The sequence below is a fragment of the Halovivax gelatinilyticus genome, from assembly GCF_024300625.1.
GTDB lineage: Archaea > Halobacteriota > Halobacteria > Halobacteriales > Natrialbaceae > Halovivax > Halovivax gelatinilyticus.
In genome coordinates, this window is record NZ_CP101322.1 from 2,243,584 (window position 1) to 2,263,513 (window position 19,930).

Consider the following 19,930-nt stretch of genomic DNA (forward strand, 5'->3'; position numbering starts at 1 on the left):
CCGTCCGGTGAGCCTGAATCTGTACTTCTACGAAAAAAGGGCCGTTTTCGCGGTCGAAATCCGGTTCGCTACTCCTCGAAGACGAACGTGCCGTTTTCCTGGACGACCTCGCCGTCGACTTCGATTCGGGAGTCGTCGCTCATGTCGACGATCATGTCGACGTGGACCGACGAGTCGTTGGCCTCGTTGCCCTCGCCGATGGATTCGTCGTAGGCGCGGCCGACGGCCATGTGGACGGTGTCGCCCATCTTCTCGTCGAAGAGCATGTTGTAGGTAAAGCGATCGATGTCGCGGTTCATCCCGATGCCGAGTTCGCCCAGCCGACGGGCGCCGTCGTCTGCGTCGAGAATTTCGGTGAGGACCGCTTCGTTCTTCGCGGCCTCGTGAGAGACGACCTCGCCGCCCTCGAACTCGAGGTAGGCGTCGGTCACCTCGCGACCCTGCTGGTAGAGCGGCATGTCGAAGCGAACCGTCCCCTCGACCGAGTCGGGGATCGGCGCCGTGAAGACTTCGCCGCCTGGGAGGTTGTGCGTGCCGGTATCGTTGAGCGCCGGGTTGTTCTCGATCGACATCGTGACGTCCGTCTCGTCGCCGCTGACGATGCGAACCTCGTCGGCGGGGTCGAGAATGTCGACCAGCTGTTGCTGGTGTTCTCGCTGGGCGTCCCAGTCTTTGTTGACGGCGTCCCAGACGAAGTTCTCGTAGGCCTCGGTGCTCATCTCGGCCAGCTGGGCGTTTGCCGGCGCGGGGAACTGGGTGAGACACCATCGCTTGCCGAGGCGCTCTTCGGTCACCGGGCGGTAGGCCTTGCGGTAGGCGGTGTTGACCGACGGATCGACGTCGCTCGTCTCAGTGGCGTTCGGCCCGGCCCGGATGGCGATGTAGACGTCGGTCTCTTCGATCAACGCGAGTTCGTGCTCCGGCGTCTCGAACTCGCCGTCGGCCGTTCGGAGGTGGGCTCGTCCGGCCCGCTTTCCGGCGCGTTTTACCGTCCAGAGCGGTTTCGCTCCCGCCTCGCCGATCTCCTCGTGGAGGGCGACGACGAGGTCTTCGGCGACGGGGTGGGCGTCGATGACGACCGTGTCGCCCTCGGAGAGATCGACCGAGTGATTCGCGATGACTGCGGCGTGTTCGCGGATTCGCGGATCCATGTTCGCCGCTACCGAGGGCGGTCGCATACTCCTTTCGCTTCCGGAATTGTAGCCACCCCCGCTCTCGATCCCCATCACGAGTCGTGTCAGGGCCGTCACTCGCTTCGGCGGTGCTCATTTATCGACGCCGAATGACCGCTCACTCGTGTCGGACGATCGAATTCAGGTGCTCGATTTCGAGGGACGAGACACCGAGATCCGTGCGGTCGATGGGGCGAACAACGCCTCGAACTCGAAGTCTGAGGAATTCCCGGCCACAACGTGAAAGCTCGGTTACGTGTAGTCGTAGCGTATGTCCGCACAGGACAGCCGCGTGCTCGTCGTCGACGAGCCACCCGTCGATGCGGAACGGATCTCGACGGACGGACTCGGCGATTTCGCCGTGTCGATCGTCCCGTCGCGGGCGGACGCCCGCGAACGCCTCGACGGGGAGCCCAAGGCGGTGGACTGCGTCGTCATCGGTGCGTTCGACGCGGACGCCCTCGGGGACTTCCTTCGCGCGGTAGCGGCCAACAATCCGACGGTACCCGTGGTGGTCGTGGCGACCGACGCCATCTCGGCGGCGACGGTCATCGAGGCCGGCGCGGCGGCGGTCATCACCGAGGCCGACGCGGACGTTCTGGCCGTCCTCGAACACCGCATCGGTACCGTGATCGCCGCTAACTGCGCTCGCCGTGAGCCGCCGGCACGCGCCGTCCTCGAACCGTTTTCGCACGGCAAGCTGGTGGCGCTGTTTGATGGCGACCGACGTCACGTGGCCGCGGCTGGAGATCGACTCGCCGATCGCGTCGACCTGCTCCACGTCGTCGGCGACTGCCGCGACGGGCTTCCCTGCGCGGACGGGGCGCTCGAACCCACCGAGTTGGAAACGCACACCGTCCGGACGTTCTTTCTCGACGGGCCGGGCGGACGAGAGACGGCCCACGACCTGCTCTCGTCCGGAAGCGTGGCCGGGGCAGTTCTCGATGATTCGAGAGATGGTAGGCGGGTTGACGCCCTCCGACGCCGGTTTCTCAGGGGCTTCGTCGGCGGATTCTCAGTCGACGTGGCGACCCGCTGGGCGCGCGCGCGTTTAGCGACGGTAGGGCACCGCTGTCAGTGATTGGCGACGGTCTCCACGAACTGGCCGACTTCGACGAAACCCAGGTGCACCCGCTCGAGGTCGAACCTCTCGGCGACCGGCAGTTCCGCGTTCGCATCCCGACGTTGTACGCCGATCCTGGCGCCGGATTCGGCGGCCTCTCACTCGAGCACTGGCAGTTCGCCGGCAACGAGTTCGACCTGTCGCTCTCTGCGAGAGGGTTGACGACGTTGCTGGCCACGCGATGGTACCTCGCCGTCGCCGACGGTGAACTCCATCGACCGGACGAGATCGGTCCGTTCGCGCCGCTGTTCTAGAGACCGCGACCGCCGAACGGAGGGTGCGTTTTGGGGCGCCAATCGATTGCCTGGCGGGAGGGTGACCGGGATCGCCGGAGATCGACCGGGAACGTCTCCTTTTTCTATCCGGGGTCGGTACTCGGTAGCATGATCGACTGTCGGTCAGACACCGTCACCAGACCGGATCAGACGATGCGGGAAGCCGCTTTCGCCGCCGAAGTCGGCGACGACGTCTACGAAGAGGACCCGACCGTCGCCGAACTCGAATCCCGGGCGGCCGACCTCGTCGGGAAAGACGCCGCGCTGTTCGTCCCGACGGGGACGATGGGCAACCAGGTCGCGGCGTTCGTCCACACCGAACCGGGCCAGGAGGTCCTCACGGACAGACAGAGCCACGTCGTCAAGTACGAACTCGGCGGGCTCGCCCAGCACGCCGGCGTCCAGGTTCGGATGCTCGACGCCGACCCGCGTGGCGTCCCGGCGCCGGAACAGGTCGCCGCCGGATACGTCGAGGAGGACTTACACCGCCCGGGAACGGGACTGCTCTGTCTCGAAAACACGCACAACGCCCGCGGCGGACTCGCGATCGAGGCCGACGCGATCGCCGCGGCGGCGCAAGCGGCCCACGAGCGCGGCGTACCCGTTCACCTCGACGGCGCACGCGTGTTCAACGCCGCGACCGCCCTCGACGTTCCCGTCACCGATCTCACCGATCCGGTCGACTCCGTCATGTTCTGTCTCTCGAAGGGACTCGGCGCGCCGATCGGCTCGATCCTCGCCGGCGACGAGGCGTTCATCGAACGGGCGCGCCGGGCGAGAAAACTCTTCGGGGGCGGGATGCGCCAGGTCGGCGTCGTCGCCGGCCCGGGACTCGCCGCGCTCGATAACGTCGACGAGCTCGCGACAGACCACGACCTCGCCGCCGACCTCGCGTCGGGACTCGACGAGATTCCCGGTCTCGACGTCGAACCGCCGGAGACGAACATCGTCCTCGTCGACGTGAGCGAAACCGGTCTCGACGTCGAGTCGTTCACCGATCGACTGCGCGAACACGGCGTGCTCGTCTCGCCGTTCGGACCGACGACCGTCCGCGTGACGGCCCACCGCGACCTGGAGCCGGCGGACGTCGACGCCGTCGTCGAACGCGTCGGGTCGGCGCTGGGGTGACTCTTCGGCTCACGAACGGCAACAATAGTGAGTCTACGGCGCCCGGCCCGCACTCGGATGAATAGACGACTGGTGCAGGCCGCACGACTACGCGTGGCGTGTGTAAACCGGCCGATCACCGTGATTCGGTCGGCCGGAGTCACTCGTCCATGCCGCTTTTGAACTCCAGGACGGTCCGGCGCAACAGCAGGTACGTAAAGAAGATGAGACCGAGCAAGATCGCGACGATAGTGAGGATGACCGGATCGTCTGGGAGGAATCCAAACATGGTTCCCCCGTACAGGGGGTGTGTGCAAAGTCGTTTCGAAGCCAATCGGCGATGGGGTCGGTCCCGACGGCCGAGCGCGAACGAACGTCGCGAAAGGTACGGAGCCCGCGTAGCGAACTTCAGTCGTCCGCTCGCGATCGAAATCGGGCTGGGTGAAAGACGGGTTTTAGCTAGGGTTGGTTATATTCTCCTGTCGCACATCGATTCGCGTATACCCTGGTCGATCCTCGCCGGTGGGGTCGATCGGGGTGTGCCACGACCCGGTGGTTGCCTGTCTGACATCCCACCAGGGGCGCAGCCGGGCTCGCTGGCTATACGCCCGCGAGGACCGGTCTATCCCACCACCACACCGTGGACCGGTCCTGCCCGCTGACGCCCGATCCACCGGCATCCGATCACCCTGTTCGGCCCTCCACCGTGCTGTCCCGAAGCTGGCGGTGATCTCAACGGTACTCGTTACTCGTCCCGATCGAGTCGCACCTCGGTCGACTCGACCGTCGTTCCGTCCGGTTCGAGGAGTTCGATCGTCATCGTCTCGCCGTCGCGTTCGATCGTCGCAAAGCCCGGCCGAAAGCCTCGCGGCTGAGCGTGACTGCCGGGGTTGAGCAGGACGACGTCGTCGGTCTCGACGAGCGTCGGTCGATGAGTGTGACCGAAGACCACGACGTCGGCGTCGCGTTCGCGACCGAACATCGCGAGAGCGGTCTGGCCGGATCCCGGTCGGTGCCTGACGGCGAGGCGGATCCCGTCGGCCTCGACGGTCCGTTCGTCCGGGAGCCGATCCGAGACGCCGGGCTCGTCGACGTTGCCGGCGACGCCGTACAGTTCGCCGGCGACAGCCTGGAACGCTTCCAGCGCCGCCTCGGATTTGACGTCGCCGGCGTGAACGACGGTGTCGGCCTCCCGAGCGGCCGTCAGGGCCGCCCCGGTGAGTTCGTGCCCCTCGGTGCTGTGCGTGTCCGAGAATACGGCGATCATGCGAGCGCCTTCGACGGGCGGTGACACGGTTCTTTCGCTCGCGGCCGACTCCGCCGGCGAGAGTCTGACGCCTCGGTCGAGCTGTCACTGTCGCTCGCAGACGGCGACGTGGACGCAGACCGACGGATTCGGCTTCGCGAACGACGGCCGCGTCGAGGTCGTCTGGATCGTACTCGGGAATCGCCATAGCCCTGCCACCACGTCCGTGATCGTACCTCCGCCCGGTGCGGCGAACACTTTTACCCGATGGCGAACCTATCAGTGAGCGTGTCCGAAACGGGCGACTACACGCGGTTTTTCCCGTACGCCGAGCCCTACGACAACCAGCGCGAGGCGATGGACCGGATCCACAACTCGCTGGTCAGGGGCCAGGACGTGCTCTTCGAGGGCGCGTGCGGGACCGGAAAGACGCTTTCTGCGCTCGTCCCGGCGCTGTCGGTCGCCCGCGAGCAGGGAAAGACGGTCGTCATCACGACCAACGTCCACCAGCAGATGCGTCAGTTCGTCGAGGAAGCCCGTGCGATCGTCCGCGAGGAGTCGATCCGCGCGGTCGTGTTCAAGGGAAAGGGCTCGATGTGTCACATCGACGTCGGCTACGAGGAGTGTCAGGCGCTGCGAGATGCGACCCACGACCTCGTCGAGATCGAACGCGAGTACGACGAGCTAGAGCGACGCCAGCGCCAGCTGTTAGAAGAGAGCCGCGACGGCGACGGCTCGGCCGCCGAGGCGCGCGCGGCGGTGATGGACGAACTCGACCGGCTGGAGGCGGAACTCGAAGCGCAACGAGAACGCAACGTCTGTTCGTACTACCGGTCGAATATCACCGATTCGGCAGCCGCCGACGCCTTCGGCCGCTGGCTGTTCGACGACGTTCGCTCGCCCGAGGAGATCTACGAGTACGCCGAAGAGCGCGGACTCTGTGGCTACGAGCTGCTCAAGGACGCGGTCGAAGGGGTCGACCTCGTCGTCTGTAACTACCACCACCTGCTCGATCCGGGGATTCGCGAGGCCTTCTTCCGCTGGCTCGGTCGCGACCCCGAGGACGTCATCGCCGTGTTCGACGAGGCGCACAACTTAGAAGACGCCGCTCGCGAGCACGCCTCCCGCGAGTGCTCCGAGCGCACCTTCGCCGCCGCGATCGACGAACTCGACGACAGCGACGATCCACGCGCCGAACCGGCCCGAAACGTCATCGAGACGTTCTACGACGGGCTGTGTGAGACCTACGAGGAGTCGTTCGGGGGAAGCGCGGCCCACGGCGCCGCGGGAAGCGCGAGCAGCCGCGGGCCGCGAGCACGCGAACGCGTCGACACCCACTGGCGAGACGTGGCGATCGCGAACGAGGATCGGCGCGACGACCTCACGCTCGCGTTCTTGCAGTCCTACACGGGTCAGGGGATCGGCGACGACCTCGAGGCGGCGATCGCGCTCGGTCGCGAGCTAGACGCCGAGTACGAGGAGGCCTATCGAAACGGCGAGCGCGAGACGCGAACCGAGTGTCAGACGCTGCGGGCCGCGACGTTCGTCGACGCCTGGATGAACGAGGGGGTCTCGGCGGGCGTCTATCCGGTCCTCGCCGTCCGTCGCGACGAAGGAACCGACGAGATCTACGGCCGCGCGGAGCTGTACAGCTGTCTCCCGCGTCGGGTGACCGGCGACCTCTTCGACGAGCTCTCGGCGACGATCCTCATGAGCGCGACGCTCCAGCCGTTCGACGTGACCGGGACCGTCCTCGGGATGGACGATCCGATCACGATGGCCTACGGGCTCGATTTCCCCCCGGAAAACCGCCGGACGTACGCCGTCGAGACGCCCGCGCTCTTCGCGAGCGATCGGGACGATCCCGACGTTCAGGACGTCGTGGCGACGACGATCGCGAACGCGGTTCGGATGACCCCCGGAAACACGCTCGCCTTCTTCCCGAACTACGGCGAGGCCGCCCGGTACGCAGAGCGGGTCGACCCGCTGGTCGATTCGACCGTCTCTCTCGACGAACCGGGCGTCTCCGCCGAGGACCTTCGGCGGGAGTTCGTCGACGGCGACGACGGTCTGCTCTGTACCTCGCTGTGGGGAACGCTCGCCGAGGGCGTCAGTTTCGACGGCGAGGACGCCCGGACGGTGCTGGTCGTCGGCGTCCCGTACCCGCACTTGGACGACCGGGCCCAGGCGGTCCAGGACGCCTACGACCTCGCGTTCGACGGCACCGACACCGGCTGGCGCTATGCGGTCGAGATCCCGACGGTCAGAAAGACTCGCCAGGCGCTCGGGCGCGTGCTTCGCTCGCCGTCGGACGTCGGCGTTCGGGCGCTGCTCGACCGACGCTACTCGAAGCGGGCGAAATCGGGACTCGGCACCTACAGCGTCAACGGGACGTTTCCGATGGGTGTGCGAGACGAGATCATCGACATCGAACCGCCGAAGCTCACCTTCGCGATGCGAAATTTCTACGCCGATCACGACGCCTACGACGGCGACCCGCCGGACCCGTGACGCCGGTTCGGCGATGGGGTATGCGGCGTCGCGCTCACCGGCAGGGCCCTCCGGCGAGTCGTTGATGTAGGGTCACTCCATCACGTCGGATTCGTACGGTGAGACACGCGCCCTTCTCGTACTCGCCGTGTATCGGCCCGCCAGAGACGACTTCGCTACCCGCTGTGTTCTCTACCGTTGCCGATACGACGTAGTCCGCTGGGTCGTCCATCCACGGCTCTTCGACGATACGGTCTGCACCGGCGGCGATCGAGTACGTCTCCTCGTGGACGATCGATCCGTCGGCCTCGACGCGGACGGATATCGATTCGCCTTCGTCCGTTTCGTTCGAGATGATCACGGCGCGGATAGTGGGCTCGGTGGGTGCCTTCCGCGGGACTGCGACGCAGCCGGGCACGAGTAAAGCGACCGGCCCGGCCAAAATCGTCGTCCGACGGGGAATCTCACGCATCGGGATATCCACTCACGACGTATTTCGTCCAGGAGGTATTAATTCCGACTGTCCCGAACCCGTACCTTATTGACTCCATTCCTCCGTTCGTCGTCGCCGTTCGCTGCCAAAGACACTCCTATTCACGCCGGAAGCGAGATCCGACTCACCGGGAGGCGATGGCGTCCGTCGAAGAACTCCAGTTCGGTCACGGTAAACCGGATCGGGTCGATCTCGCGGTCGGCGAGGCGTCGCGCGGCTGCCTCGTTGCCGCCGCGTGCGAGCGTCACGTGCGGTACGTAGTCTGCACCCTCAAGGCCGTCGACCGGATCGAAGGCCGAACAGAGGTCGGCGTGGATCGCCTCCAGGCCGGGGCTCTCGACGGCGAGGTAGACGACGGGGGCTGAGCCGACGGGCGGGTCGGCGAAGTAGTCGACGCCGGTGATGGCCGCTTCGACCGCGGGGGTGCCGTCGAGTGCGCGGTGGGTGCGCCGCTGGAGGGCGTGGACGTCGTCGCCGTCGCCGAGTCGCTTGAGTAGCAACGAGCGGGTCTCGCGGACGCGGTCGAACCCGTGGAGGGCCGGATAGAGCCGGTCGGCGAGCTGGCTGACGCGCCCGGGAACGGGGACGTTGACGCTGTACACGTTCGGGTATCGGCGGCGTCGGAAAATGAGCGTGGCGGTGTGACGTCGAGTTCCGTCGCGCTATATCGAGTCGAGCAGCCAGAGGACGATCAGCAGGGCGATCACGAGCATCACGATCGTTCGAATGATACCAGGGATCAGCCCGAGGACCGCCGAGAAGATCTCGATGACCAGCAAGACTGCGATCAGTACCAGGACGATCTTGAGCAGGGTTTCGACGTCCAGGTCGCCTCGATCGAGTGTCATAGCCTTCGATAGTCGCGGCACGGACAAAAAAGCCCCGTTCCGTTCGGTTCGACGGACATCGTCTGAATGCGGACCGTTCGTGGGTCGCATTTGCCGTCTCCTCCTTGACAGTTCCAGGGCAAGGACGTAAGAGTCTAATGGACAGGCTGAGTGACTGGTTGATGATGGCCGTGTGGCCGACCCGCACGTTGCGGGTGGTGCTCTGTGGGATGTTGATCGGTGCGCTCGTGGTGGGCGTCGGTAGCGTCGGCCTCGTCGCGGGATTCACGGACGAACCATCGGGTCACGACTCGGCGGCGGCAGTTTCCGGTTCAGCCGCGGCGACGGCCGACGAACACGATTCGAACGAGACGGCCCACCTCGACGGGTTCGACCGCATCGTGACGACGTTCGACGTCGCCGAGAACGGAACGGCGAACGTCGTCGTCACCTACCGGTACGAACTCGACACCAACGAGACGGACGAGGAGTGGGAGACGCTTCGCGAGGACATCGAAAACCGATCGACGGCGTACGCGGCCGGCGAACACGAGCGGTGGAACGCGACGCTTCAGGCGGCACGGAACGGGACGGAGCGAGAGATGTCGATCACCCCCGTCACGGTCGCCATCGGCGAAGTGACGACGCCCAGAACGTACGGGACGGTCACCTACACTTTCTCCTGGTCCGGGTTCGCTTCGGTGGAGCCGAAGTGGATCGGGATCGGCGACGCGCTCTCGCAGTACACGCTCGACGAGGGGACGACGCTCTGGATTCGGTGGCCGGAGGCCTACGAACTCCAGGAGATCTCACCGTCGCCCGACCACGATCGCGAGACGGGCGTCGGCTGGGACGGCGAGGAGACCGACTTCATCGACGGTGAACCGCGGGTCGAGGTTCTCGAACGCGGTGAACCCGTCGAGAACGAGAGCGATGACCCGGACGATCGCTCTCTCGTTCCGTTCGTGCTCGCCGGCCTGGTACTTCTCGGGGCGGCCGCCGCGATCGTGTGGTGGAGTCGTCGCGACGACCAGTCGGCGCCATCGAGCGAGCAGCCCACCCGATCGGCCCCGACGACGCCACCGCCGGAATTGCTGAGCAACGAAGAGCGGGTGTTGACGCTGCTCGCCGACAACGGCGGGCGGATGAAACAGCAAACGATCGTCGCCGAACTCGGATGGACCGAGGCGAAGACGAGCCAGGTGGTCGGCGAGTTGCGAGAAGCGGGTGACGTCGAAGTGTTCCGACTCGGTCGCGAGAACGTGCTGGCCCTTCCGGAAGACGACTCCGCCGACAGCGGCTGACCCGACATCCTATCGGCGAGTTTGTTGACGCCGCAACCAATTGTTGCCACACTCGCAGGGTTTATACCCACTGAGACTGTTATCCCTTCCAATGATCGTCGGCTCGTCGCTCGCGTTCTCGCCGTTCGCGAGCGGTGCGACCCGACGACGGCGAGCGTTCCGACCGGCCCTCTAGGGCCACACTTACTACATCTTTGTTACCCGGCTGATGCTATTTTCCCTAGCATCGCTTGCTCACACACGGTAGAACCTCCGTTAGTGTACGCTCTAAACTTTATTTTCTAAAATAAAATCACTGCATTTATCCCTGTTCGGCCGGTTCGTTCGGATACGACATGACACGCGTTGCACTCGCGTTCTCGGGCGGGCTGGACACGACGGTCTGTGTTCCGCTGCTCGAAGAAGAGTACGGATACGAAGAGGTTCTCGGCGTCACCGTCGACGTCGGGCAGCCCGAATCGGAGTTCGAAGAGGCGGCAGAGACGGCCGAGGCGCTCGGGCTAGATCACGTCGTCGTCGACGCCAAAGACGAGTTCGCCGAGCTGTGTTTCGACGGCGTTCGCGCGAACGCGATCTACCAGGGCTACCCGCTCGGGACGGCGCTCGCGCGGCCGGTGATCGCGTCGGCCATCCTCGCCGTCGCCGAGGAACACGACTGTTCGGGAATCGCTCACGGCTGTACCGGAAAGGGAAACGATCAGCTTCGATTCGAGGCGATCTGGCGCGACTCGGACCTCGAAGTCATCGCGCCCGTGCGCGAACTCGGGCTCACGCGCGAGTGGGAACAGGAGTACGCGGCAAAGAAAGGCCTTCCAGTCGAAGGCGGCAACGAGGGTGACTGGTCGGTCGACACTAACCTCTGGAGTCGCTCCGTCGAGGGGGCCGAACTCGAGGATCCGAGCTACGTCCCCGGCGAGGAGATCTACGAGTGGACCGACGCGCCGACGGGGGAGACGGCCGAAATCGAGATCGCGTTCGAATCCGGCTACCCGGTCGCCGTCGACGTTCTCGGGAGCGACGCTCCCGCGAGCCAATCAGAAGCGTTCGCTTCTGATGACGGCGAGACGATGGAGCCCGTCGCGCTGATCACTCACCTGAACGAACTCGCCGGACGCTACGGCGTCGGGCGGACGGATTCGATGGAAGATCGCATGCTGGGACTGAAAGTGCGCGAGAACTACGAGCACCCGGCCGCGACGACGCTCCTGTCGGCCCACGAGGCGCTGGAGGGGCTCGTCCTCACGCAGGAAGAGCGCCAGTTCAAAGCCCAAATCGACGCGCAGTGGGCCGAGAAAGCCTACGAGGGGTTGATCGACGCGCCGCTCGTTTCCGCCCTCGAGGGGTTCATCGACGAGACGCAAACACGCGTCACCGGCACCGTCACGATCCGGTTCGAGGGCGGGCAGGCGCGCGCCGTCGGTCGCGACAGCGAGTACGCGGCCTACTCGGCGGCCCACGCCTCCTTCGACACCGAATCGGTCGGGAAGATCGCCCAGGAGGACGCGACGGGCGTCGCGAAGTACCACGGCTTCCAGCGCCGCCTGGCCAACGAGTCGCTCGCCGCCCTGGACGACGCGTCCGAGGACGCACCCGAACTCGCCACTGACGGTGGCGAGAACGAGGGGCCATCGGACACGCTCACGAATCACTCCTGATCATGGACGAATCGAACGCGGACAGCGTCGTTCGTCGCGATCGATTCAGCGGCGGCCCCGCGCGCGGCTTTCTCTCCTCGCTCGACGCCGACGAGCGCATCTTCGAGGCCGACCTCGCGGTCGACCGCGCGCACGTGGTGATGCTCACCGAGCGTGGGATCGTCGACGACGAGACGGCGGAGTCGATTCTGGACGCGCTCGAGGTAATCGAGGCCGCGGGTCACGACGCGCTCCCGGCCGGCGAGGACGTCCACGAGGCGATCGAAACGGCCGTCGTCGAGCGCGTCGGCGCGGACGGCGGTCGGATGCACACGGCTCGTTCGCGCAACGACGAGGTCGCAACGTGCATCCGCTTCCGCCTGCGCGAGGACGTCCTCGACGCGCTGGAGGCGACGCTCGTCCTGCGCGAGTCGCTACGGACGGTCGCGAGCGACCACGCCGAGACCCTCGCGCCCGGCTACACGCACCTGCAGCCGGCCCAGCCCACGACCGTCGGCCACTGGGCACTTTCGTACGAGCGCGCGGTTGCGCGAGACACGGCGCGCTTGCTCGACGCCTACGACCGCGTCGACGCGTCGCCGCTCGGGGCGGCCGCCTTCGCGGGGACGACGTTCGACGTCGACCGCAGGCGCACCGCCGAGTTACTCGGCTTCTCGACGGTGCTCGAGAACGCGATGGACGCCGCCTCCAGTCGCGATTTCCTCCTCGAGACGACGGGAGCACTCTCGACGCTCGCGACGACGCTGTCGGGGCTCGCCGAGGATCTGCTCGTCTTCGCGAACCGCGGCTTCGTCGAGATCGCCGACGACTACGCCTCGACGTCGTCGATCATGCCCCAGAAGAAGAACCCGGATACGCTCGAACTCGTCCGCGCCGTCGCGGGCGACGCGGCGGCCGGGGTGACCGGGTCGACGACGACGCTCAAGGGGTTGCCCCGCGCGTACAACCGCGATCTGCAGCGCGCAACGCCGCACGTCTGGCGGACCGTCGACGCGGTCACCGAGGCGACCGGCGTCGCCGCCGGGGCGGTCGTCACGGCGGAGTGGAACGCCGAGACGCTCGCTGGGGCGGCCGACGAGGGCTTCTCGACGGCGACCGGCGTCGCCGATCTGCTCGCCCAACGCGGCGTCCCGTTCCGGACGGCTCACGAGGTGGTCGCGCAGGCGGCGACCGACGCCGACGCGGGTGGGACACCGATCCGCGAGGCACTCGCCGACGCGGCGTCCGCCCACCTCGAGGACTCGCTCGATTCCTACGTCGAGGCCGAGGCCCTCGACGCGGCCCTCGACGCCGAAGCGAGCGTCGCGAGTCGGGACTCCGCGGGGGGTCCAGCCCCGGTGGCGATGGCCGAGCAACTCGAAGCGGTCGGGGAGTCGCTCGCGGCTGACCGCGAGGCGATCGCCGACCGTGCCGGTCTCCTCGAGGCGGCCGACGAACTGCGCATGGAGGTAGTTTCGACGTATGTCTGACGCGACACGCGTCGGTGTGACCGGACGCCACGCGTCGGCGGTCGGGTCCGTCGTCTCGCTACCGGCTGGAGTGGACACCACGGTCGTATCGAACGAGCCGCTCCGGCGGCGGCCGCGACGGCGGCGGTCCCCGACCGGGGACGCTATTCTATCGAACTGACATTCGACACGGATTCGCGGGCGAGAACGCTTCTGAGGTGGATAGCGACGACTGTAGATATATAATTTAATAGGGTAAAACGATGTATTTAATACCGTCCACGGCCGAGTGTGGCGTACAATGACGACGTGTTCAGTGTGCGGGGCCGAACTGACCCTGCACGACGACGCGGAAGCGGGTGAGATACTCGACTGTACGACCTGCGGCGCGGAACTCGAAGTGATCGAGACCGCCCCACCAGTCCTCGAACGGGCCCCGGAGCTCGAAGAGGACTGGGGTGAGTGAGCGTGAAGATCGGAATCCTCTACTCGCGCGTACGCACGGACGAGAAGATGTTGCTCACCGAACTGCGCGAGCGCGGTCACGAGGTCGAAAAGATCGACGTCCGGGACGCGCAGTTCGCGATCGACGAGGCTGGGTCGGTCTTCGCCGACCTCGATCTCGTCGTCGATCGGTGTCTCGCGACGAGTCGCAGCGTGTACGCGACGCAGTTCTGTGCGGCCTACGGCGTCCCGATCGTCAACGCCGCGGAGACGGCAACAATCTGCGCCGATAAGGTGAAAACCAGCCTCGCGCTCGAGGCGGCGGGCGTCCCGACGCCGGCGACGACGGTCGCCTTCACGGAAGAGAGTGCCCTCGACGCCGTCGAGGCCTTCGGTTATCCCTGCGTGCTCAAACCGGTCGTGGGTTCGTGGGGCCGGCTCATGGCGAAGATCGACTCCCGAAACGCGGCCGAGGCCATCTTCGAGCACAAGGCGACGCTCGGTCACTACGAACACAAGGTGTTCTACGTCCAGGAGTTCGTCGAGAAGCCGGGCCGCGATATCCGGGTCGTCGCCGCGGACGGCGAGCCGATCGCCGCGATGACGCGCTCGTCGGATCACTGGCTGACGAACGCCGCGAAGGGGGCCGAGACAGACGCCTTCGACGTAGGCGAGGAGGTGGCGGAACTGGTCGCCGCCGCGAGCGACGCCGTCGGCGGCGGCTTGCTCGGAATCGATCTGATGGAGACGGGGTCACCGCACGACGCGGAGACCGCGAGCGGTGACGACTCGCCGGCGAGCTACACCGTCCACGAGGTCAACCACACCGCCGAATTTACGGCACTCGACGAGGCCGTCGACGTGGACGTACCGGCAGCCGTCGTCGACTGGCTCGAACTGAAAGCCGAGGCGGCCGACGCCGCCGACGCTCACCTGGAGGTGACGGTCTGATGTCGAGCGGAGTGCAGGCGACCGACTCGAATGCTGACGGCAACGCGGCGACGGTCACGGCGAGCGTCGTCGGCGCCAGCGGCTTCGCGGGCGGCGAACTCTGTCGGCTGCTCGCCGGCCACCCTCATTTCGACCTCCAGCAGGCGACCAGTCGCCAGTACGCCGGCAAGAGCGTCGGGTCGAGACACCCGCCGCTTCGAACCAGCGAGCTTCGATTCACGGAACCGATCGATCTGGAGTCGGTCGACGTGCTGTTCGCCGCGACACCGCACGGCGTCTCGATGGAGCACATCGAGGCCTACGCGGACGCCGCAGGTCTCGTCGTCGACCTCTCGGCGGACTTTCGCCTCGAATCGGCGCAAGCCTACGACGAGTGGTACGACGGCCACGTCGCTCCCGAGTACCTCGACGCAGCCGAGTACGCGCTGCCGGAAGTAAACCGCGAGAACCTGCCGGGCGCCGAGTTGATCGCCGTCGGCGGCTGTAACGCCACCGCGACGATCCTGGGACTCTACCCGCTGTTCGAGGGCGACGTTCTCTCCGGAGACGAGCAGATTGTCGTCGACGTCAAGGTCGGCTCGTCCGAAGGCGGCGCCGGCGGCGGTGAGGCGTCGAGCCACGCGGAGCGTTCGGGCGTCGTTCGCCCGTACGCGCCGACGGGTCACCGCCACGAAGCCGAGATCGAGCGGTGGCTCGGGACGTCGGTGGCGTTCACCTGCCACGCCGTGGACATGGTTCGCGGCGCGAGCGCGACGAGCCACGTCTTTCCGTCCGAGGCCGTCTCCGCGGGCGACCTCTGGAGCGCGTATCGATCGTGCTACGATGACGAGCCGTTCGTCAGACTCGCGGCCGGCGGAACCGGCGTCTACCGCTATCCCGAACCGAAGGCCGTCGCCGGGACGAACTACGCGGAGGTCGGCTTCGAGCTGGATCCGAAGAACGGGCGCGTCGTCGTCTTCGCGGCGATCGACAATATGGTGAAGGGCTCGGCGGGTCAGGCCGTCCACGCCGCGAACGTCGCGCTCGGCTTCGCAGAGACCGCCGGACTCGAATTTTCGGGACTCCATCCCGTGGGGGCGCCATGACGAGCGACGAATCCGACGCCGGCGCTGGTCCGATCGTCGTCAAGCTGGGCGGCGCCCGGGCGGTCGACCCGGCCGGCACCCTGGCGGACGTCGCCCACCTTCACGCGAGCGGACGCGACGTGGTCGTCGTCCACGGCGGGTCGACCGCCGTCGACGAGACGCTCGCGGCGCTCGGCCGAGAGCCGACGTACGTCGAGACGCCCGAGGGCGTCGTCGGTCGCTTCACCGACGAGGAGACGATGGAGGCGTTCACGATGGCGATGCAGGGGACCGTCAACACCGACCTCGTCTGTGCGCTCCAGAACGCAGGCGTCGACGCCGTTGGCCTCTCGGGACTAGACGGCACGCTGGTATCCGGCAGGCGAAAATCCGCCGTCAAAGTCGTCGAGGACGGGAGAAAGAAGATACTGCGCGGAGACCACTCCGGGACGGTCGAGTCGGTGAACGCGGATCTTCTCGATGCGCTGCTCGCCGGCGGCTACGTCCCCGTCGTCGGCGGTCCCGTCCTCGGCGCCGAGGGGGACGGAGGGTACACCGCGGTCAACGCCGACGCCGATCGGATCGCCGCCGCGGTCGCCGGCGCGCTCGGTGCTGCGCTCGTGATTCTGACTGACGTCGCCGGCGTCTACGCCGACCCCGACGACGCCGAGACGCTGATCGAGTCGGTGACCGACCCGTCCGAACTCGCCGACCTGGAAGCGGCAGCCGAGGGCTTCATGACGAAGAAAGTCATGGCGGCGGTCGAAGCGCTCGAAGGTGGCGCGTCGTCGGTCGTCGTCGCTGACGCGAACGCCAACGACCCGGTCACGAACGCCCTGTCGGGCCAGGGAACGACGATCGAATCCGACGCGCTCGACGCCGGCGACGACGCCGATACGCTCGCCGATGATGACGCCGATACGCTAGCCAGCGACGCTCCCGCGGAGGTGTCCGGCCGATGAGTGGCTTCGTCTTCGCGGAGAAGCCGATTGCCATCGAATCGGGCGAGGGGGTCACTCTCACCGCCGACGACGGGACGGAGTACCTCGACTTTGGGGCGAGTTACGCGTGTACGCCGGTGGGTCACTGCCATCCGACGGTCGTAGAGGCCGTCCAGACCCAGGCGAGCGAGTTACTGTTCGTCCAGGGATCGTACCCGGTCGAGGCGCGCACGACGCTCTACGAGCGGCTGGCCGATCTGGCGCCGGGCGATCTCGACAACGTCTGGCTGTGCAACTCGGGTACCGAGGCAAACGAGGCCGCCCTGAAGTTCGCTCGCAGCGCGACGGGCGCGAGTGAGATCGTCGCCACGCGCGGCGCGTTCCACGGGCGCACGATGGGGAGCCTGTCTGCGACCTGGAAGCCGAAGTACAAGACGCCCTACGAGCCGTTGCTGTCCGACGTCACGTTCGTCGAGTACGGCGACGCGGAGGCGCTCAGTGCGGCGGTCTCGGCGGAGACGGCCGCCGTACTGCTAGAACCCATTCAGGGTGAAGGCGGCGTCAATCCGGCTCCGGCGGGCTACCTCGAAACGGCGCGCGAGGTCACCAGGGAGACGGAGACGGCGCTGATCTTCGACGAGATCCAGACCGGTCTCGGTCGGACCGGCTCGATGTGGGCGTGCGAAAACGACTCGCTGACCGACGCGCCGGTCGTCCCCGACGTGCTGACGACGGCGAAAGGTCTCGCCAGCGGCCTCCCGATGGGTGCGACGCTGTGTGCCGACTGGATCGCCGAGTCGGCCGGTTCGCACGGTTCGACCTTTTCCGGCAATCCGCTGGTCGCCGCGGCGGCGAACGCGACGCTCTCGGTCATCGAAGACGACGCGCTCGCGGCGAACGCCGAGACGGTCGGTTCGTACCTGCACTCCGAACTCGCCGATTCGGCCCTCCCGATCGACGAGGTCCGCGGCGAGGGGCTGCTGGTCGGCCTCGAGGTCGGTCGCGGGGCGAATCGCGTCGTGCGCGACCTCGCGCTCGACCACGAGATCCTGGCGCTACCGGCCGGCAGAACCGTCGTCCGAGCGCTCCCGCCGTTGACCGTCGAACCGGCACACGCCGACGCGTTCGTCGAGGCCCTGGAGACCGTTCTCACCGCCACCGCAGAGCAATGACTCGATCGACCACCACCCGCGACGTCTCGACCGCGGCGGCCCGCGAGCTGCTGGTCGATCTCGTTTCGATCCCGTCACCGTCGGGCGAGGAGTCTGCGGCCACAGCGCGGCTGGCGGCGTTCTTCGAATCACACGGCCGCGAGGTGTGGATCGACGAGGTCGGCAACGTCAGAGCCCCGGGCGACGATTCGCTCTTGCTCACCTCCCACGTCGATACGGTGGTCGGCGAGATTCCCGTTCGCGTGGAGGAAATGGGGACAGAGGACGCTTCGGCCGAGACGACCTCGTCGGTCCTCTGGGGACGCGGCAGCGTCGACGCGACCGGCCCGCTCTGTGCGATGGCCGTCGCGGCGGTTCGAACCGGGGTTTCGTTCGTCGGCGTGGTCGGCGAGGAGGCCGACTCGCGCGGCGCGCGCCACCTCGTCACAGCACGCGACGAACCGGCGGCGGTGATAAACGGCGAACCCTCCGGGGCGGACGGAATCACGCTCGGCTATCGCGGGCTGTGTGGCGGAACCTATACCGCGTCGACGGCGTCCGCCCACGCGTCGCGTCCGGAGCCGAACGCGATCCAGGCGGCGATGACGTGGTTCGATCGCGTCGAAACCCGACTCGAATCACTGGCCCCGGCCGACGAATCCGACGGCGCCGATCCGTCCTCGACGTTCGAGCGCGTGACGGCCAAACCGGTCGCCATCGACGGCGGTCCGTCCGACGACGGACTGGCCGTCGAGTCGACGGTGGACGTCCAGTTTCGCGTTCCCCCGTCGACGACTGTCGAAGACGTTCGAACCGCCGTCGAGGCCGTCACGGACGAGCGGGGCGGCGAGTTCGCGTGGACGGAGGCCATCCCGCCGGTGATGGCGAGTCCCCGAACGCCCGTCGCTCGCGCCTTCCGCGCGGCGATCCGCGACGAGGGAGGCGAGCCGCGTCTGCTCCGTAAAACCGGGACGAGCGACGCGAACCTGTTCGCAGCGGCGTGGGACTGTCCGGTCGTCACCTACGGCCCGGGCGATTCCGCGCTCGATCACGCCCCCGACGAACGCCTCTCGCTCGCCGAATTCGACCGCGCGATCGCCGTCCTCGAACGCGTCGCCACCTCGATCGCGGGAGAGGCTGAAAACGCCGAAGCCGCCACGGAGACGAATCGCCAGCCGACTGCGACACCTTCTCCGTCGACATCCGACGGTGAGAACCTATGAGTTACCAACCGAACCCCCACGTCAGTACACCCACAGACGCACAGTCCGGCCCGAACCCGGCCGATCCGATCCACGTCCGCGACGTCGACGACCTCTCGCGAACCGATCTCGAGGCCGTCCTCGAACTCGCCGCCGAGTACAAAGCCGCCCAGCAGCGCGGCTGGACGCACGCCGACCTCGCCGGACAGACCCTCGGGATGCTCTTCGAGAAACCGAGCACCAGAACCCGCGTCTCGTTCGAGACCGGCATGACCCAGCTGGGCGGCCACGCCATCTTCCTCGGCGACGACGACATCCAGCTCGGAAACGGCGAGCCGATTCGCGACACCGCGCGGACGCTCTCGCGCTACGTCGACGTCATCATGGCGCGCCTGTTCGACCACGCCGATCTGTGCGAACTCGCCCGGTACGCCGACGTACCGGTGATCAACGGTCTCACCGACGACGCACACCCGTGCCAGACGCTGGCCGATCTCCTGACCATCAGGGAGGCGGTCGGTCCGTTCGACGACGTCAGCGCCGCCTGGGTCGGCGACGGAAACAACGTCGCCCAGTCGTTCGTCATCGGCTGTGCGATGGCCGGGATCGATCTCACCGTCGCGACGCCCGACGGATACGGCGTCGACGAATCCGTCCTCGAACGGGCGGGCGAGCTCGGGACGACGCCGACGCTGGTGTCCGATCCGGTCGACGCGGTCGCCGACGCCGACGTCGTCTACACCGACGTCTGGGTGAGCATGGGCCAGGAAGACCAGCGCGAGCAACGCCTGTCCGCGTTCGAACCCTACCAGGTGAACGACTCGCTACTCGCCCAGGCTCCGGACGCCGCCGTTATGCACTGTCTACCGGCTCACCGCGGCGAGGAGATCACGGACGCGGCGCTCGAAGGCGAGCAGACGATCGTCTGGCAACAGGCGGAGAACCGCCTGCACGCCCAGAAAGGGCTGCTCGGCTGGTTGCGAGGCTCGTGAACCGATCGTTGGACGCTGTGACTGACAGGGTAACGTGAGATTACC

20 protein-coding genes are annotated in these 19,930 nt (G+C 67.0%); 14 read left to right on the forward strand and 6 right to left on the reverse strand.

The features are described from left to right. Positions 1-68: 68 nt before the first annotated feature. The gene (locus NKH31_RS10585; protein ID WP_254861764.1) at positions 69-1,151 is read right to left on the reverse strand and encodes an aminopeptidase; all 1,083 of its coding nucleotides are present in this window, start codon (positions 1,149-1,151) and stop codon (positions 69-71) included. A gap of 292 nt (positions 1,152-1,443) precedes the next feature. Between NKH31_RS10585 and NKH31_RS10590 the strand changes: the two genes are divergently transcribed. From NKH31_RS10590 to NKH31_RS10600, 3 genes are all read left to right on the forward strand, one after another. Continuing rightward, positions 1,444-2,253, forward strand: a complete 810-nt coding sequence (locus NKH31_RS10590) for a hypothetical protein (RefSeq protein ID WP_254861765.1) — start codon at positions 1,444-1,446, stop codon at positions 2,251-2,253. Then, positions 2,250-2,549, forward strand: a complete 300-nt coding sequence (locus tag NKH31_RS10595) for a hypothetical protein (RefSeq protein ID WP_254861766.1) — start codon at positions 2,250-2,252, stop codon at positions 2,547-2,549. The genes NKH31_RS10590 and NKH31_RS10595 overlap by 4 nt, the downstream gene beginning before the upstream one ends. Positions 2,550-2,678: 129 nt before the next feature. Continuing rightward, positions 2,679-3,698, forward strand: a complete 1,020-nt coding sequence (locus tag NKH31_RS10600; protein ID WP_254861767.1) for a threonine aldolase family protein — start codon at positions 2,679-2,681, stop codon at positions 3,696-3,698. A 139-nt stretch (positions 3,699-3,837) separates the two neighbouring features. Here the strand turns inward: NKH31_RS10600 and NKH31_RS17700 are convergent, their stop codons facing one another. Both NKH31_RS17700 and NKH31_RS10605 read right to left on the reverse strand, forming a co-directional pair. Beyond that, positions 3,838-3,966 carry a DUF7859 family protein gene (locus NKH31_RS17700; RefSeq protein ID WP_256547886.1) on the reverse strand — a complete coding sequence of 43 codons (129 nt, stop codon included), beginning with the start codon at positions 3,964-3,966 and terminating at the stop codon, positions 3,838-3,840. A 456-nt stretch (positions 3,967-4,422) separates the two neighbouring features. Continuing rightward, positions 4,423-4,944 (reverse strand): metallophosphoesterase, encoded by a 522-nt coding sequence (locus NKH31_RS10605; RefSeq protein ID WP_254861768.1) that lies wholly within the window; start codon positions 4,942-4,944, stop codon positions 4,423-4,425. 267 nt (positions 4,945-5,211) lie between these two features. On the opposite strand from NKH31_RS10605, the gene NKH31_RS10610 reads away from it, so the two are divergent. Beyond that, positions 5,212-7,434: an ATP-dependent DNA helicase gene (locus NKH31_RS10610; RefSeq protein ID WP_254861769.1), complete on the forward strand. Its 2,223-nt coding sequence runs from the start codon at positions 5,212-5,214 to the stop codon at positions 7,432-7,434. Between the two features lie 34 nt (positions 7,435-7,468). On the opposite strand, the gene NKH31_RS10615 is transcribed toward NKH31_RS10610, so the two are convergent. The 3 genes from NKH31_RS10615 to NKH31_RS10625 form a co-directional block, all read right to left on the reverse strand. Continuing rightward, the gene (locus tag NKH31_RS10615) at positions 7,469-7,885 is read right to left on the reverse strand and encodes a hypothetical protein (RefSeq protein ID WP_254861770.1); all 417 of its coding nucleotides are present in this window, start codon (positions 7,883-7,885) and stop codon (positions 7,469-7,471) included. A gap of 122 nt (positions 7,886-8,007) precedes the next feature. Continuing rightward, positions 8,008-8,508 carry a 2'-5' RNA ligase family protein gene (locus tag NKH31_RS10620; protein WP_254861771.1) on the reverse strand — a complete coding sequence of 167 codons (501 nt, stop codon included), beginning with the start codon at positions 8,506-8,508 and terminating at the stop codon, positions 8,008-8,010. A gap of 60 nt (positions 8,509-8,568) precedes the next feature. Then, on the reverse strand, positions 8,569-8,754 hold the full coding sequence (locus NKH31_RS10625) for a DUF7554 family protein (protein WP_254861772.1): 186 nt from the start codon (positions 8,752-8,754) through the stop codon (positions 8,569-8,571). A 137-nt stretch (positions 8,755-8,891) separates the two neighbouring features. Here NKH31_RS10625 and NKH31_RS10630 point away from each other — a divergent pair, with 137 nt between their 5' ends. From NKH31_RS10630 to argF, 10 genes are all read left to right on the forward strand, one after another. Next, positions 8,892-10,037 (forward strand): helix-turn-helix transcriptional regulator, encoded by a 1,146-nt coding sequence (locus tag NKH31_RS10630; protein ID WP_254861773.1) that lies wholly within the window; start codon positions 8,892-8,894, stop codon positions 10,035-10,037. A gap of 335 nt (positions 10,038-10,372) precedes the next feature. Continuing rightward, a complete protein-coding gene (locus tag NKH31_RS10635; protein WP_254861774.1) occupies positions 10,373-11,692 on the forward strand; it encodes an argininosuccinate synthase in 1,320 nt (439 codons plus the stop codon). 2 nt (positions 11,693-11,694) lie between these two features. Further along, positions 11,695-13,161: an argininosuccinate lyase gene (gene argH, locus NKH31_RS10640; protein ID WP_254861775.1), complete on the forward strand. Its 1,467-nt coding sequence runs from the start codon at positions 11,695-11,697 to the stop codon at positions 13,159-13,161. Between the two features lie 280 nt (positions 13,162-13,441). Then, complete coding sequence (lysW, locus tag NKH31_RS10645) at positions 13,442-13,606, forward strand: lysine biosynthesis protein LysW (RefSeq protein WP_254861776.1); 165 nt, start codon at positions 13,442-13,444, stop codon at positions 13,604-13,606. Then, positions 13,603-14,535 carry a lysine biosynthesis protein LysX gene (gene lysX / locus NKH31_RS10650; RefSeq protein ID WP_254861777.1) on the forward strand — a complete coding sequence of 311 codons (933 nt, stop codon included), beginning with the start codon at positions 13,603-13,605 and terminating at the stop codon, positions 14,533-14,535. The genes lysW and lysX overlap by 4 nt, the downstream gene beginning before the upstream one ends. Further along, on the forward strand, positions 14,535-15,620 hold the full coding sequence (argC, locus tag NKH31_RS10655) for an N-acetyl-gamma-glutamyl-phosphate reductase (protein WP_254861778.1): 1,086 nt from the start codon (positions 14,535-14,537) through the stop codon (positions 15,618-15,620). Before lysX ends, argC begins: the two co-directional genes overlap by 1 nt. After that, positions 15,617-16,561: an acetylglutamate/acetylaminoadipate kinase gene (locus NKH31_RS10660; protein WP_254861779.1), complete on the forward strand. Its 945-nt coding sequence runs from the start codon at positions 15,617-15,619 to the stop codon at positions 16,559-16,561. The genes argC and NKH31_RS10660 overlap by 4 nt, the downstream gene beginning before the upstream one ends. Then, on the forward strand, positions 16,558-17,712 hold the full coding sequence (locus NKH31_RS10665) for an aspartate aminotransferase family protein (protein ID WP_254861780.1): 1,155 nt from the start codon (positions 16,558-16,560) through the stop codon (positions 17,710-17,712). Before NKH31_RS10660 ends, NKH31_RS10665 begins: the two co-directional genes overlap by 4 nt. Next, positions 17,709-18,914 carry a [LysW]-lysine hydrolase gene (locus tag NKH31_RS10670; protein ID WP_254861781.1) on the forward strand — a complete coding sequence of 402 codons (1,206 nt, stop codon included), beginning with the start codon at positions 17,709-17,711 and terminating at the stop codon, positions 18,912-18,914. Before NKH31_RS10665 ends, NKH31_RS10670 begins: the two co-directional genes overlap by 4 nt. Further along, positions 18,911-19,885, forward strand: a complete 975-nt coding sequence (gene argF / locus NKH31_RS10675) for an ornithine carbamoyltransferase (RefSeq protein WP_254861782.1) — start codon at positions 18,911-18,913, stop codon at positions 19,883-19,885. Before NKH31_RS10670 ends, argF begins: the two co-directional genes overlap by 4 nt. The last annotated feature ends 45 nt before the right edge of the window (positions 19,886-19,930 follow it).

Coding starts and splice junctions, on each gene's coding strand:
- NKH31_RS10585 (WP_254861764.1), bottom strand. CDS start 1,151: ATGGATCCGCGAATCCGCGAACACGCCGCAGTCATCGCGAATCACTCG.
- NKH31_RS10590 (WP_254861765.1), top strand. CDS start 1,444: ATGTCCGCACAGGACAGCCGCGTGCTCGTCGTCGACGAGCCACCCGTC.
- NKH31_RS10600 (WP_254861767.1), top strand. CDS start 2,679: ATGATCGACTGTCGGTCAGACACCGTCACCAGACCGGATCAGACGATG.
- NKH31_RS17700 (WP_256547886.1), bottom strand. CDS start 3,966: ATGTTTGGATTCCTCCCAGACGATCCGGTCATCCTCACTATCGTCGCG.
- NKH31_RS10605 (WP_254861768.1), bottom strand. CDS start 4,944: ATGATCGCCGTATTCTCGGACACGCACAGCACCGAGGGGCACGAACTC.
- NKH31_RS10615 (WP_254861770.1), bottom strand. CDS start 7,885: ATGCGTGAGATTCCCCGTCGGACGACGATTTTGGCCGGGCCGGTCGCT.
- NKH31_RS10625 (WP_254861772.1), bottom strand. CDS start 8,754: ATGACACTCGATCGAGGCGACCTGGACGTCGAAACCCTGCTCAAGATC.
- NKH31_RS10630 (WP_254861773.1), top strand. CDS start 8,892: ATGGACAGGCTGAGTGACTGGTTGATGATGGCCGTGTGGCCGACCCGC.
- NKH31_RS10635 (WP_254861774.1), top strand. CDS start 10,373: ATGACACGCGTTGCACTCGCGTTCTCGGGCGGGCTGGACACGACGGTC.
- argH (WP_254861775.1), top strand. CDS start 11,695: ATGGACGAATCGAACGCGGACAGCGTCGTTCGTCGCGATCGATTCAGC.
- lysW (WP_254861776.1), top strand. CDS start 13,442: ATGACGACGTGTTCAGTGTGCGGGGCCGAACTGACCCTGCACGACGAC.
- argC (WP_254861778.1), top strand. CDS start 14,535: ATGTCGAGCGGAGTGCAGGCGACCGACTCGAATGCTGACGGCAACGCG.
- NKH31_RS10660 (WP_254861779.1), top strand. CDS start 15,617: ATGACGAGCGACGAATCCGACGCCGGCGCTGGTCCGATCGTCGTCAAG.
- NKH31_RS10665 (WP_254861780.1), top strand. CDS start 16,558: ATGAGTGGCTTCGTCTTCGCGGAGAAGCCGATTGCCATCGAATCGGGC.
- NKH31_RS10670 (WP_254861781.1), top strand. CDS start 17,709: ATGACTCGATCGACCACCACCCGCGACGTCTCGACCGCGGCGGCCCGC.
- argF (WP_254861782.1), top strand. CDS start 18,911: ATGAGTTACCAACCGAACCCCCACGTCAGTACACCCACAGACGCACAG.